The organism is Streptomyces sp. NBC_01478, from assembly GCF_036227225.1.
GTDB lineage: Bacteria > Actinomycetota > Actinomycetes > Streptomycetales > Streptomycetaceae > Streptomyces.
This window is the reverse complement of sequence record NZ_CP109444.1, coordinates 8886769-8900185: the sequence shown is the minus strand read 5'-3', so window position 1 is coordinate 8900185 and position 13417 is coordinate 8886769. Positions and strand designations below refer to the sequence as shown.

Below are 13417 nucleotides of genomic sequence, written 5' to 3'. Positions count from 1 at the left end.
CTGTGGCAGTTGGGCGCGCCGCTGGCGAAGGCGCGCTGGCCGAGGGGGCCCGCAGGGGCGGCACAGGCGTGCTCGGGGCGACACTCCGCTGAACCGACGGCCCCTGACCCTGCATCGGCAGGACTGACCAGTCGACCGGGGCTGCAGTCGCGCCGCCTGTGGCAGTTCGGCGCACGGCAGGCGAGGGCGCGCTGGCCGAGGGGATGTGCGAGGGCGGCACAGGGGCACTCGGGGCGACACTCCGCTGCACCGACGGACCCAGGCCCGGCATCGGCAGGACTGACGAGTTGGCCGGGGCTCCAGTCGCACCGTCTGCGGCGGTAGGGCGCACGGCGGGCGAGGACGCGCCGGCCGAGGGGATCTGCGAGGGCGGCACAGTCGCGCTTGGGGCGACGCTGGGCTGAACCGCCGGACCCTGACCCGGCGTCGGCAGCGCTGACGAGGTGACTGACGGAGTCTGCGGAGCAGGTACAACAGGCCTGCTGGGGGCCGCACTTCGCTGGATCGTCGGCTCCGAACCCGAGGGTGGCGACGCTGCGATCGGACGGTGCGCGGTGCTCGGGGGCGTGGTTGCCGAGGAGGCCTGCGTGGCCGGCATCGGCGTGCTCTCGGGGGCGCTGCGCTGGATCGCCGGGCTCGGTGTCGCGGGGGCTGCGGTCGGGCCGTGCGCGGTGGTCGGGTACGTCGTGGTGACCGGTACAAGCGTGCTCGGAGTCGCGCTTCGTTGGATCGTCGGCCTTGGAACCGGTTCCGTACGGTGTTCAGCGCCGGCCTGCGGGATGGGCGAGCCGGTGAGGGGCTTGGCGTCTGCGGGGGTGCTGGTGACGGGGGCGCCGAGGGGTGATCGGCGCCGGGTGGGAGTGGTCGTCGGCGGAGGCGGGACGGGGGTTGCCGAACCTGCTTCCGGGACCGTGGGCGAATCACCTTGCGGGGAAGGGGTGTTGGGCAACTCCCCCGGCACGGAGTGAGCCGCCGAACGCCGCACCGCCTGGTGTGTGACGAGCGGGGCACCGAGGGGAACGCGGGGTGTGTGGGGCACGGCGCTGCGTTGGACCTGGGGTGCGGGAGGGGACGTAGGGCCGGGGGTTGGATCGTTGTCCGGTTCCGCGGGGGTCGGCGGTGCTGGGGTGTTGGGGCGAGGCTGGGCGGTGTCGGCGTCGCGTGGAGCGGATGCGGTCATCGCGCGTTGCACGGGCAGCGATGCGCGGGCGGCGACCGTCATGTCCGGCGCGGGAATCGACCGCTGCACCCTGTCCGTACCGCTCCCGCTCCCAGTCCCGTTCCCGGAGACGGGAGCCCCGTCGCCATGTCCGCCGGGGCCCGCGGGGTCGTCACCGCCGTTCGCCGAGGGCCTCCGCGGTGTCGTGGCCCGACCCGAAGAAGCCTGTGGTGCAACCGAGTTGGTAGCCGGTCGGCGTTGCACGGCGGGCTTGGCCGCACCGGTGGCGACGGCTGTCGGGCCGCCCGGAGCCGCCGGAACGACCCCAGCCACGTTGCCCCTGGCGGGGGTCCCGTCACCGGTCGCAGGATCGACGAACGGGACAGGCGACTCACCGTCCGGAGTAACACCGCCTCGGCTGGCGTCAGTTGACGCGGACCCGGACTCCCCACCCTTGTCACCCTTGTCGTCACCCGAACCGCTCCCCGAACCGCCCCCGACAGCAGCCGAGTTCCGCCGGGCAACCAGCTTCCGCTGCACCGCGACCGCGGCCGCACCCGCCCCAGCCCGTGTCAACGAGCCCGGCCGAAGCGGCTCCGACGACACCGCAGTCACCCGCACACCGGAAGCCGGACGCACCGGTTCGACCCCGGAATCCGACCCGACCGGCCTCACCGCCTCCGCCTTCACACCGGAGGAACCACCCCGTACGAGAGGCACCGCCCGCTGAACACCGAGCGTCCCGGACACCCCCCGTCCCGCAGTCGTCCGCAACGGCACCGCCGCAGCCCGCTCCACCGGTGCCGCCGCCGCACGACCCGCCAACGGCAGTTCACCCGCCGGCTGTCCCAGACTCGGCACCGCCCGTGCCGCACGCATCGGCGGGGAACCCGCGATCCGCGCACTCCGCTCCGCGTCCAGCACCGCGCGGAACCCCGTCCCCGTGAACGACGGGTTCTGCCACGTGGGCAACCGCGCGCCGAACCCGGTGTCGGCCACCCCGGTACCCCCTACGGCGGAGGCCCGCTGAATCGGCGCCAGCCCCGGCCAGGCGGCCACCCTCACAGCAGGCCCCGTAGAACTCGTGGAAGCCGTAGAACCCGCAGAACCCGTAGAGCCGTCGGGGTCGGAGCCCGCATCACCGACCGCGGCCCCTGACTCAGCCCGAGCCCCGTCGTCCCGCCCCCGCAACCGGTCCAAGAACCCCATCTCAGCCCTCCGCCCCGGACCGCGTCACCAGGGACGCGATCTCGCCCGTGTAGCGGCGGCGGTCGTGGTGTTCGAGGTCCAGGATGTCCTCCAGGCTCCAGTGGAAGTGGTAGGCGACGTACGCGATCTCCTCGTGCAGCCGGTCGGTCGCGTACGTCACGATTCCCCCAGGCGGCTCCCGCCGAGCTCCACCTCGAAGGGTTCCGCGCAGTGCGGGCACTGAACTGCCGCGCGGGTGTGGCCCTCCGCGTTGATCTGGCGGTAGAAGTCCTGGAGGAAGGCGAGGTCGGAGGCGAACATGTTCTCCACGATCCCGTCGTGGACCATGGGGACGGTGCCCAGCCTCGTGATCACCCGGCCGAGCAGCACCACCGACAGATACGCCGGGTTCTCCTGCACGCGCACGTCCCGCAGCGGCACCAACTCGTCGCGTGCGGTGGCCAGTCGCATCACGCCGTCCTGGTGGACCGTGCCGGACTCGTCGACGTAACCGCGCGGCAGTTGGAAGGGGAACTCGGTCCGCAGCGTCTGCCGTACGGCCGGAGCGGCGGCCGCCGGGGCCGGAGCCGGTATCGGCCCCGCGCCCACCTCGGCCACCGAATCCGCACCCGCACCCGCACCCGCACCCGGCACCGCCATCGCCGCGGCCGCCGCCCCCGAACGCCGCATTATTCGATGACCAGTTCTTCGAACACGATGGTCACGGACTCGGTGAGGGCCGCGGCCTCGCCCGCCTTCACCGTGCTCGCGTCGATCTTGCTGCACCAGGCGTTGCGCAGGTGGTAGCGCTTCACCGGGTTGTTCTGGAAGTCCATCATGATGATCGACGCGTTCTTGCGCGCGGTGGTCATCTGGCCGGAGATCGACTCGTTGATCCACTGGGTGAACGAGGCCGACTGGGTCATGCCGCGGATGACGGTGCAGGTGCCGTTCTTCTTCACGCCCGGCAGGTTCTTCACCACGTTCTGGCCGTTGGGGGTGTTCTGCTGGTACGTGATGACGTCCTGCTCGATGCTGAGGCCGCTGACCTCCGCGAGGTACTCGACCATCACGCCGTCGATCTGCAGGCCGAAATTGTGTGAGGTGAGGGCGTCACCCGGCTGGAGACTCATGAATTCGCTGTCCTTCTAAGGGTGTTGAGAACTACCTGGAGCGGCGGTAGGCGCGCCGGGCTCGCCTACTCCTCCAACTCCCCGCTGCCGCTGGAGAACTGGGCCAGCCGGAAGATCACGAACTCGGCCGGCTTGACCGGTGCGATGCCGATCTCGCAGACGACCCGGCCGACGTCGACCGACTCCGGCGGGTTGGTCTCCTCGTCGCACTTGACGTAGTACGCCTCCTCCGGCCGCTGGCCGAACAGGGCACCGCTGCGCCACTCGTTGACCAGGAAGGCCGAGATGTTGCGCCGGATCCGGGCCCACAGGGCGTGGTCGTTCGGCTCGAACACCACCCACTGGGTGCCGATCAGGATCGACTCCTCCAGGTAGTTGAAGTACCGGCGGATGTTGAGGTAGCGCCAGGCCGGGTCGGAGGACATCGTGCGGGCGCCCCAGACACGGATGCCGCGGCCCGGGAAGGCGCGGATGCAGTTGACGCCGATGGGGTTGAGCAAGTCCTGCTCGCCGCGGGTTATCTGGGTCTCCAGGTCGACCGCGCCGCGTACGACCTCGTTGGCCGGCGCCTTGTGCACACCGCGCTCGGAGTCGTTGCGGGCCCAGACGCCGGCGATGTGGCCGCTCGGCGGGATCAGCCGGGACTGTCCGCTGGACGGGTCGAAGGTCTTGATCCACGGGTAGTACAGGGCCGCGTACTTGGAGTCGTAGCCGGCCGTCTCCTGCCGCCAGACGCGGACCTGCTGGGCGTTCAGGCCCGGCGGCGGGTCGACGACGGCGACCCGGTCGCCCATCAGCTCGCAGTGCGCGATCAGGCCCAACTGGACGGCCTTGACGGCCTCCAGGTCGATCGCGCCGCGCTGGTAGGCGGCCATCAGGTCGGGCACCGCGACCATGGAGATCTCGTCCACGGCCTCCAGGCCGCCGAAGCCGGTGCGGTCGGCGGAGTCACCGAGGTAGGTGGCCGGGCCGGGATGTGACGGAACGTCAGTTGCCTTGCCGGGTACGGCCGGTGTGGCGGCGGGCGCCCTGAGCGCGACCGTCTGGTTCTCCGGGCGGGCCAGTTGCGCGGCGGGCGCGGCCTCGGTCACGGCGATGAGCTTGGAACGTTCCTTGACCTGGGTGACGACGTAGTTGCGGCCGCCCTTCTTGGCGGTCACGTCGAAGCTCTCGACGTCCCTGCCGGCGTCCTTGACGACCAGCCGGAAGCGTTCCGCCGGGCCTTCGCCCTCGGCGTCGGCCACCTCGACGCTCAGGTCGCCGGGCGCGAGCGCGGTCACGGCGAAGGTGCCGAGCTGGGCCGGCTCACCGGGCGGCAGCGCGGCCGGTGCGGCCGAACCCGTCACGGCGGACGGGGAGTTGGACTCGGCGGCGGTGCCCTCGGCGGTGCCGCCGACGCGGACGACGTAGGCGGCCGAACCGCCGTTGTTGAAGAAGCCGTAGACCGAGTGGGCGAGGTAGTACCCGTCGGTGAACTCACCGAAGGCAGCCACGTACTGCGTCCAGTTGGTCACCAGGGTCGGCTCGTTCAGTGGACCGGTCGGGGCCAGGCCCACGAAGGCCGCCACCGAAGTGCCCACTCCCTCGATCGGGCGCGAGCCGCTGGCCACCTCCTCGACGTAGACGCCGGGTGACAGGTAGGACGGCATGCTCTGCTCTCCTCGGGGTACGAGATAAGACGCTCTTAAGCCTCACGCGCGTGCCCCGGCCGCCGAAACGTCCTGGAGTGCCTGCCTGGGGGCAACGTGCTTGCCCTCAGGGGCAGTCCGCTCCGCAGCCGGGGAGGGCAGGCCGCAGTGGCCCGCGTCGCGGCCGAGCCGGTGACGGGTTTGGCCGGCGGCCCTTTTGGGCAACTGCTGTTGCCCTGGCGACTCCTGACGCGCCCTCACCGTCCGTCGTAGCGTCGGCACATGAGTCTGTGGACCTCCCTGGAGCCCGCGTCCGCGACCGTCGATCCCGGTGGCAGTACCCGTGTGCGGCTGCGGCTGCGCAACACCGGCGACGTCGTGGACGAGTACCGCTTCGAGCCGGTCGGGAGCATCGCTCCCTGGACCGCTGTGGAGCCGCAGACGCTGCGGCTCTATCCGGGCACGACGGGTACGGTCGATCTGACGTTCACGCCGCCGCGCACCCCGGACGCGACGGCGGGCCCGAACCCGTACGCGGTGCGGATCACGCCGACCGAGCACCCGGAGGCGGTCACCGTCCCCGAGGGCAATCTGACCATCACCCCGTTCACGGAGGTGCGGGCGGAGCTGGTGCCGCCGACGGTCAAGGGACGTTTCCGGGGCCGCCCGCGACTGGCCGTGGACAACCTCGGCAACACCAGGCTCACGGCGTCGATCAGCGGCAGCGACAACGGCGACCAACTGGCGTACGACATCCATCCGGGCAATGTGCAGATCGAGCCGGGCCGGGCCGCCTTCGTCAAGGCGTCGCTGAAGCCGCGGAAGATCATCTGGTTCGGGCCGAAGGAGCAGCGGCCGTACACGCTGAACGTGCTGCGGTCCGGTGCCAACCCCCTTCCGGTGGAGGGGACTTACCTTCAGCGCGGGTTCCTGCCGCGCTGGCTGGCCACCTTCCTCGGGGCCGTCCTCGCGCTCGCGCTCACCTTCCTGATGCTGTGGATCGCGTACAAGCCGCAGGTGCGGACGGCCGCCACCGAGCAGCTCAAGGACGCGGGCGTGAGCACGCTGGCGCCCGCTCCCTCGCCGACCGCCAGTGTGCCGCCGCCGCCCACCGCGACGGCCGCGGCTCCCCCGCCGGTCGCCGTGACCTCGACCGCCGCGGCGGCGGACGGGGGCGGGGGCGGATCCACGGCGTCCGCCAAGCCCAAGCCCAAACCGGCGACGGCGGCGACCGCGGTGAAGAAGCTGGCCGCGAAGGACGCGGGCCGCCACATCTGCTACCGCGCCTTCATCGCGGGCGACGGCTGGACGGACGCGGTCTGCGACGGGGCCGCGACCGGCACGGTCGACGACGCCAAGCAGATCACGGCACTGAACATCGCGGTGTCGGGAAGCCTCGGCTCGGCCGCCAACGCCTTCATCCACAACCCCGACTCGACCGACGGCAACGGCCACTGGGAACCGCAGTGGACGGCGATCATCGACGACAACAAGGACAACTACATCGGCAGTTCGAAGGACGGCGCCCCCTATATGACGGGCTTCGCCATCAACATCGGCAGCGGCCAGGTCTGCGAGACGGCCCGCAACACCGGCTGGGACTGGGGCGGTCAGGGGTGTGCGGACGCGCGCCCCAAGTACCTCTTCGGCGGAACGCTCGACAACTCCCGCTGGCTGGTGGCCGTCAAGTTCACGGTGTAGCAAGGCCGTTGGGCCGCTACCAGGTGCCCTCGCCGGGCACCAGCCGCCCCGCCTTGCGGTACTCGCGGCGGGCCCCCTCCAGGAGGTCCGCCGCACCGACCGTGTCCCCGCGTCCGGCGGCCAGGTAGGCGGCGGTGACGACGGCGCTGCGGATGGAACCGCCGGCCAGCTCGAACTCCTTGGCCAGCGGGGTGAGTTCGAGGTCGGGTGCGCTCGGCACATGGGTCAGGCCGTGCCGCCACAGCGCGAGCCGCTGTGCCGGGTCCGGGAACGGGAAGTCGACGACCAGATCGAGCCGGCGGGTGAACGCCTCGTCGATGTTGGCGCGCAGGTTGGTGGTGAGCAGCGCGATCCCGTCGAAGGACTCCAGCCGTTGGAGCAGATAGGCGCTCTCCATGTTGGCGTACCGGTCGTGCGAGTCCTTCACCTCGGACCGCTTGCCGAAGACGGCGTCGGCCTCGTCGAAGAGGAGCACGGCGTCGGTGCGGTCCGCCTCCGTGAAGATGCGTTCGAGGTTCTTCTCGGTCTCGCCGACGTACTTGTCGACGATCGACGACAGCTGAACGACATAGAGATCCAGGCCGAGTTCGGCCGCGACGACCTCCGCCGAGAGTGTCTTGCCGGTCCCGGACTCGCCCGCGAACAGGCCGAGCACGCCACGACCCCGGCCGCCGCCCGCGCTCAGCCGCCAGTCGCCGAGGACCCGGTCGCGGTGCCGGGCGCGCAGGGCGAGTTCGTGGAGCTGGGTCAGGGAGCGGTCGGGCAGGACGAGGTCCCGCCAGTCGACGGCGGGCCGGATCCGCCGGGCGTGCCGTTCGAGCCCCGACGCCGACTGCTGCCGTGCCGCGAGCCGCAGATGGGCCGCGGTCAGCGGGGTGCCGTCGAACGCGGCGAGCCCCCGGGCCGCCCGGGCGGCGCGCGCGATGCGGTCGGCGCCGAGATGGTACGGCGCGACGGTGGCCCGCACGTCGAAGCCGCCGCCCTCGCCGACGGCATCCGTCCAGGCCCGCACGGTGGCGGCCCGCTGCCGGGGCGCCTCCAGGATCAGCGGATCGCTCTCGCACCACTGCGGGTCGTACGGCCGCGCACCGGCGATCAGCACGGAGACATCGGTGGCGGCGGTCAACGCTCGTACCAACGGCCCGGGTTGGTCGGGCAGTCCGCTCACGACGACCGTACGGCCGCCCAGCCGGGCCTCGCGCAGCAGCTCCGGCACCCGCTCCTCGGGCCCGGAGAACCGCACGGCGGCCACAGCCGCCGCGTGCAGTGCCGTCGCCACGCACACGAGCCCGTCGCCCTCGTGACGTTCCCTCAGATACACGGCGACGGGCGGCCCTTCGGCGAGCAGCGCGCCCAGCTTGTCCACGAAGCCGGTGAACTCGCCGTCCGTGCCCGGTTCTTGTCCGTCGTACGGCAGGCTCGGCGCGGGCAGGGGGTGGAGGTGCCCGGTGAGGGTCGCGTCCGGGGTGTCGTCGCCGAGGAGATGCGCCACGACCCGGTCCGGGACGCGCAACGAGCGGCTGAGGAAGGGGCGTTCGGGTTCCTCCACGGTGAGCAGTCCGAGGGCGGACAGCGGGGCCGTGGGGCGGAACCGGGCCCGGCCCGTCGCCTCGTGCGCGGGGATGCCGCACAGGTCGAGGGCGAGGCCCACGGTGGCCCGGCGGCGGCCGACGTCGTCGTTGAGGTAGCCGTAGAGGGGCTCGAAGGTGCGGTCCAGGTCGGGGGCGAGGGCGACGAGGAGGAGGGCGGTGTCGAGGTCGGTCAGGTGCAGGGCGGCGAGGCGGTCGGCCGGTCCGTGCGTCGACTCCGGTGCGGGCGGGGCCGGTTGCGGCGAGCGCAGCAGCAGATGCCGTACCGCCTCCTCCTGGAGGTACAGGCCGCGCAGCGGGTCGCCGGCCGTGGGGTCGGCGGCGGAGCGCCGGTCGACGAGGAGGGCGACCCGCTCACGGAGGCGACCGAGCCGGGCGAGAAGGGCGTTGGTCGCCGACTCGGCGGCGAAGGCCACGGCGTCGTGCGAAACGCCCGTGTCGACGTCTCCGGTGCCGTCCGTGATCGTCATGTCGGCGTCCCCGGCGCCCTGTTGCGCCGGGCCGCTTCGCGGGCCTCCCGTATCTCCGCCACCTGGCGCGGCCGGTGGGCGCGCTCCTCCGGCGCCGGATCGGTGCCGTCGAAGCGGTGGACGCGGACCGCCGCGCCCTCGGTGACGGGCGGGCCGGCGTCGTATTCGGGGTAGGCCGGGAAGGGCGCGGTGACCACGAGGTCGAGGGACGGCTTGAGTTCACCGCCGAGGGCGGACCAGATCTCCGCGAGGGACCGTGACTCGGTCTGGATGCCGGCCACCGAGATCGGCACCGACAGGCCCAACTGACGCAGCGAGCCTGGTAGTTCGGAGGGGGCGAGCAGCTCGCGCGGGATCAGGGTCGCCAACACGGCGGACAGCAGCCGGTGTTCGTCCTGCGGCCGCTTCGTCCACGCCGTCACCAGGTACGACAGCCGGAACCAGCGCGGCGGCTGGCGGCGCTTGACGACCACGTCCCGCTCGTCGCGCACGGCGACGTGCCCGCGCTGGCGCCGGTGCACGTCCTCCCGGATGTCGTACAAGTAGGTATTGATCGTGGGGGTGTTGCGGCGGGCCGCCCAGTCGCGGGTCGGGGCGTCGAAGGAGACCTCGATGCCCGAACCGGCCAGTGCGCCGCCGCCGATCAGGTCCCCCAGGACCTCGTCCACCTCGTGGATCACCGCCGTGCTCCCGCCCTGCCGTGCTGTCGTGCCCCGCGGTACGCGTCGGCTCCCGATACGCCCCTGTCGGCCGTACCCCGATCGTGCCGTGCCAACCGGCCCTCCCGGCAAGCACCTTGGGGACGGGGGAAGGGCACGGCAGGTTGCCCGCGTGTCCGGCTTCGAGTGCCCGTTCGGTCAGATGTAGCCTTCCCGAAGGGCATGCGCCACGGCATGCGCCCGATTGCGCAGGTGAAGGCGTGTGGTCAGCCCGTGCATGACGTTTTTGACGGTGCGTTCGGAATAGGAGAGCTTGCTGGCTATCTCTCCGGTGTCCAGCCCCTCGGCGACCAGCCGCAGGACGTCCACCTCACGCGGCGACAGCCCCGAGGGATGGGCTCCGGACCGGCCGGCCGCGCTGCGGTGCAGCGTCCCCACCTGTTCGACGAGGCGGCCGATCAGATCGGCCGGCAGGTCGCCGTCACCCCGGGCCGCGGCGATCACGGCCTGCACCAGGCGCTGCGCGGTCGCCTCCCCGCGCCACACGATCGCGCCGACCCCGCACTCGATCACATCGAGCAACTCCGCCTCGCGCAGCGCCCCGACGACGAGCACGGCCCGCCCGCCCTCGCTGCGCACGAGCCGGCGCAGTCGGGTGAGCGCGGTCTCGTCGAGGGTGTCGGCGATGAACAGGGCCACCCTGCCGGGACCGGTGTCGCCCTCCTCGCGGAGGTCGATCTCCGGGTATCTGCGCAGTTGGCTGAGTGCTCCCTCACGGGAGATCGGGTCCGGGGCGTGCACCGCCACGGGTATCCGGTCGCCGGAGTCGGCCGTACCGGGGTGTGCGGGCCGCGATGAGCTGAGCAACGTTCTCCCTCGAATCCACATACGTGCCGCACCGGTTGAGCTGGTGACGGCCGTGTACTCCTCAGACTCAGGGGACGGGTGGGGCGCGCGCAATCGTGGAGCACCACGAGCAGCACCACGAGATCGGACGTACGGCGCACCACAGCGAGTGAACGGCACAGGCGGCGGCAGCGACCGCGCCACGGGTACGACGGACACGAGGAGGACCGCGATGCCGGAGGCGAGGTCTGACGCGGGAGCGTCCGCGACACCGCCCGAACACCGGGACGCGACACGGCTGTTGGCGGCGGAGGCGGCGTGGGCCCGAGCGGGTGCCGGGCGGCTGGTCCTGCTGCGCGGGGCCACCGGTACAGGCCGTACGACCGTGCTGGAGGCCGCCGTCACGGACGCCCTGGCGCACGGCATGCGGGTGCTGCGGGCCCGCTGTTCGCCGCGCGACCAGGCGGTTCCGTACGCCGCCGTCCTGCAACTGATGGCGCCGGTACCGGAGTTCGGGGACACGGCGTTCGCCGGGGACGAGCGGGCGAGCGCCGATCTGTTCGGGCGGGTGCTGCGCTCCTACGCCGACCGGGCACCGCTGCTGATCGCGGTGGACGACGTCCATCTGGCCGACCCGGCCTCGCACCGCTGGCTGGTCGAGTCCGCCCGGCACGTCGACCGATTACGGATCCTGCTGGTCGTCACGGAACGCAGCCAGTACGACGTCGATCCATCGGCCCCGGGCCTGACGCACACCCTGTCGCCCGCCCTGGTCCGCACCCTCACGCTGGCCCCTCTGACCCCCGACTCGGCCGCCGCGCTGGTGAGTTCGGCGCACGCCGACGCCCCCGCGTCCTGGGTCGACGACTGCGTGCGGGCCGGCGGCGGCAATCCTCTGTTGCTGCGGGCCCTGCTCGACGACCTCCGCGCCGGCCGGCATCCGGCCGTGCCGAAGACGTCCGCCGCGCTGTACCCGGGCGCGTATCCGGCCGCCGTCTCCTGGTGGCTGGACAGCGCGGGCCCGGCCACCGGCGAGGTCGCCCGGGCCCTGGCCGCGCTGGACGAGGGATGGGACGGGGACCTGCCTCGGGAGTCGCCGGGCGGCCCGGTCCCTCCGCTCGACGAACTGGCCACGGTGGTCGCCGAGTTGGCGGGTGCCGACCCGGCGCGGGTGGCCGGCTGGCTCACCGCGATGAGCGGCCTGGGGGTGTTGCGCCCCGACCTCGACGAGCGTCCGCGCTACGCGCATCCACTCCTGCGGGACGCGGTGCTCACCGGCGTCCCCGCGGCCAGGCGGCGGGCCGCGCACGCGGCGGCGGCCGAGACGATGCACCGCCACGGTGTCTCACCCGACACGGTGGCGCGGCAGTTGCTGCTGTCCGACCCGGTGGGCGCGCCCTGGACGTCGGTCGCGCTCCAGGAGGCGGCCTCGCTCGCGCTGCGCGACGGGCGCACGTCCGACGCCACGGCCTTCCTCCGCCGGGCCCTGGAGGAGCCGCTGCCGGACGCGCCCAGACAGCGGCTGCTGACCGAACTGGGCTCCCTGGAGTACAAGGCGCAGACGTCCTCGGCCGGTATCCCGCGCCTGAGCGAGGCGCTACGGCTGCCGGGGGCGCCGCAGGACACGGTGCGCGCGGCGGTCGCGCTCGGCACGGCGCTGGCCGGCCGGGGCAGGACGGGGGCCGCCGTGGACGTACTGCGCACGGTGGAGGACGAGTTGACGGACCGTCCGCAGTTGATCCGCACCCTCCAGACGGCCTCGGTGCTGCTGTCCGAGCAGGACCAGACGGTCCGCACGGAGGTGTACCGGTGGCTGTCCGACGCCGCCGAGCACTCGCCGGAGCTGGTCGGTACGGCCGGTCGGGCGCTGCTCGTGCGCCACGCTGCCACGGCCGGGCTGATCTCGGCCGCGGAGGCGATGCGGCGACTGCGGGCGCTGCTCGCGCAGCCCGCCGATCCGCTGACCGAGCCGTTCCTGCTCGGCACGGCCGCCGCCGTCGCCCAGTGGGCCGACGAACTCCCGGAAGCGGAAAGGCTGGTGGAGCGCGGCCTGGTGGGGCAGCGTCCCGACCTGCTGCATCCGATGCACGAGGCGCTGGCCAACGTACGGGCCGACATCCTGGCCGCCCGCGGCGAGCACGCACGGCTGCTGGCGGAGCCGGGCGCGCGGGACCGGGCGCGCAGCACGCCCTCCAACCGGCAGGCCCATGTGCTGCTGGCGCTGGTGGCGACCGGTGAGGAGGCCCGGGCGCTGCGGCTCGCGGACGGCTTCGATCTTCGATCGGCGCCGGACTCCTGGGAGTTGAACCGCTTCCTGTACGCGCGGGGGGTGCTGCGCGCGGCCACCGGTGACACGGCGGGTGCGCTGCACGACTTCCTGGAGTGCGGGCGGCGGCAGTCGGCGCGTGAGGTGGTCAGCCCGGTCGTCACCCCGTGGCGTACGGCCGCCGCCGAGTGCCGGCTCGCACTCGCCCGGCCCCGGGAGGCGATCGCCCTGGCGGAGGAGGAACTGCAACTGGCCCGGGTGTGGAACACGCCCCGCACGATGGGCCGTTCACTGCGCGTCCTGGCCGCGGCGACCGGTGGCCGGCGCGGTCTGGAGCTGGCGGAGGAGGCCGTGGGGCTGCTGCGGGACGGGCCGGTGGGGACGGAGGCCGAGTTGGTGGCGGCGCTGATCGCGCAGGGCCGTGGGCTGACCGCGGCCGGGGACCGGGGACGGGCCCGGGCCACGCTGCGCGAGGCCGCGGAGCGCGCCGAGCGGCTGGGCGCGACCCGTCAATGGGCCCTGGCGGAGGAGGCGTTGGGCGAGAGCGGGGCCCGGCGCGCGGCGCCAGCCCGGACCGGTTTCCGGTCGCTGACGACCAGTGAGCGGCGGATCGCGGAACTGGCCGCCGACGGCCGGACGAACACCGAGATAGCCGATCTGCTGCATCTGGCCCGCCGCACGGTGGAGACCCATCTCACCAGTTCCTACCGGAAGTTGGGCATCCGGCGGCGGGGCGAACTGCCCAGGACGCTGGGGCGTCCGAACGGGAAGTGACCCG

9 protein-coding genes are annotated in these 13417 nt (G+C 72.9%); 2 read left to right on the top strand and 7 right to left on the bottom strand.

Annotated elements, in window-relative coordinates:
* Positions 1–2369 precede the first annotated feature (2369 nt).
* The 4 genes from OG223_RS39950 to OG223_RS39935 form a co-directional block, all read right to left on the bottom strand.
* Entirely contained in the window at positions 2370–2528 is a 159-nt protein-coding gene (locus OG223_RS39950) for a DUF6760 family protein (protein WP_200684736.1), read from the bottom strand.
* Positions 2525–3037 (bottom strand): hypothetical protein, encoded by a 513-nt coding sequence (locus OG223_RS39945; RefSeq protein ID WP_329259737.1) that lies wholly within the window; start codon positions 3035–3037, stop codon positions 2525–2527. The genes OG223_RS39950 and OG223_RS39945 overlap by 4 nt, the downstream gene beginning before the upstream one ends.
* A complete protein-coding gene (locus tag OG223_RS39940) occupies positions 3037–3480 on the bottom strand; it encodes a phage tail protein (RefSeq protein ID WP_019063375.1) in 444 nt (147 codons plus the stop codon). The genes OG223_RS39945 and OG223_RS39940 overlap by 1 nt, the downstream gene beginning before the upstream one ends.
* A gap of 65 nt (positions 3481–3545) precedes the next feature.
* Entirely contained in the window at positions 3546–5129 is a 1584-nt protein-coding gene (locus tag OG223_RS39935; RefSeq protein WP_329259734.1) for a phage tail sheath family protein, read from the bottom strand.
* 261 nt (positions 5130–5390) lie between these two features.
* Between OG223_RS39935 and OG223_RS39930 the strand changes: the two genes are divergently transcribed.
* Positions 5391–6809, top strand: a complete 1419-nt coding sequence (locus OG223_RS39930; RefSeq protein WP_329259731.1) for a hydrolase — start codon at positions 5391–5393, stop codon at positions 6807–6809.
* 16 nt (positions 6810–6825) lie between these two features.
* Here OG223_RS39930 and OG223_RS39925 read toward each other — a convergent pair whose 3' ends face one another.
* The 3 genes from OG223_RS39925 to OG223_RS39915 all read right to left on the bottom strand — a co-directional run bounded on the left by OG223_RS39925 (position 6826) and on the right by OG223_RS39915 (position 10394).
* Positions 6826–8868: an ATP-binding protein gene (locus OG223_RS39925; RefSeq protein ID WP_329259728.1), complete on the bottom strand. Its 2043-nt coding sequence runs from the start codon at positions 8866–8868 to the stop codon at positions 6826–6828.
* On the bottom strand, positions 8865–9548 hold the full coding sequence (locus OG223_RS39920) for a DUF4255 domain-containing protein (protein WP_329259725.1): 684 nt from the start codon (positions 9546–9548) through the stop codon (positions 8865–8867). Before OG223_RS39920 ends, OG223_RS39925 begins: the two co-directional genes overlap by 4 nt.
* 177 nt (positions 9549–9725) lie before the next feature.
* Positions 9726–10394 (bottom strand): helix-turn-helix transcriptional regulator, encoded by a 669-nt coding sequence (locus OG223_RS39915; RefSeq protein WP_329259722.1) that lies wholly within the window; start codon positions 10392–10394, stop codon positions 9726–9728.
* 211 nt (positions 10395–10605) lie between these two features.
* On the opposite strand from OG223_RS39915, the gene OG223_RS39910 reads away from it, so the two are divergent.
* A complete protein-coding gene (locus tag OG223_RS39910) occupies positions 10606–13413 on the top strand; it encodes a LuxR C-terminal-related transcriptional regulator (RefSeq protein WP_329259719.1) in 2808 nt (935 codons plus the stop codon).
* Positions 13414–13417: the final 4 nt, after the last annotated feature.

Bases quoted from the DNA above. Each gene is read 5' to 3' on its own strand.
- OG223_RS39925 (WP_329259728.1), bottom strand. From the start codon at position 8,868: ATGACGATCACGGACGGCACCGGAGACGTCGACACGGGCGTTTCGCAC.
- OG223_RS39935 (WP_329259734.1), bottom strand. From the start codon at position 5,129: ATGCCGTCCTACCTGTCACCCGGCGTCTACGTCGAGGAGGTGGCCAGC.
- OG223_RS39910 (WP_329259719.1), top strand. From the start codon at position 10,606: ATGCCGGAGGCGAGGTCTGACGCGGGAGCGTCCGCGACACCGCCCGAA.
- OG223_RS39945 (WP_329259737.1), bottom strand. From the start codon at position 3,037: ATGCGGCGTTCGGGGGCGGCGGCCGCGGCGATGGCGGTGCCGGGTGCG.
- OG223_RS39940 (WP_019063375.1), bottom strand. From the start codon at position 3,480: ATGAGTCTCCAGCCGGGTGACGCCCTCACCTCACACAATTTCGGCCTG.
- OG223_RS39930 (WP_329259731.1), top strand. From the start codon at position 5,391: ATGAGTCTGTGGACCTCCCTGGAGCCCGCGTCCGCGACCGTCGATCCC.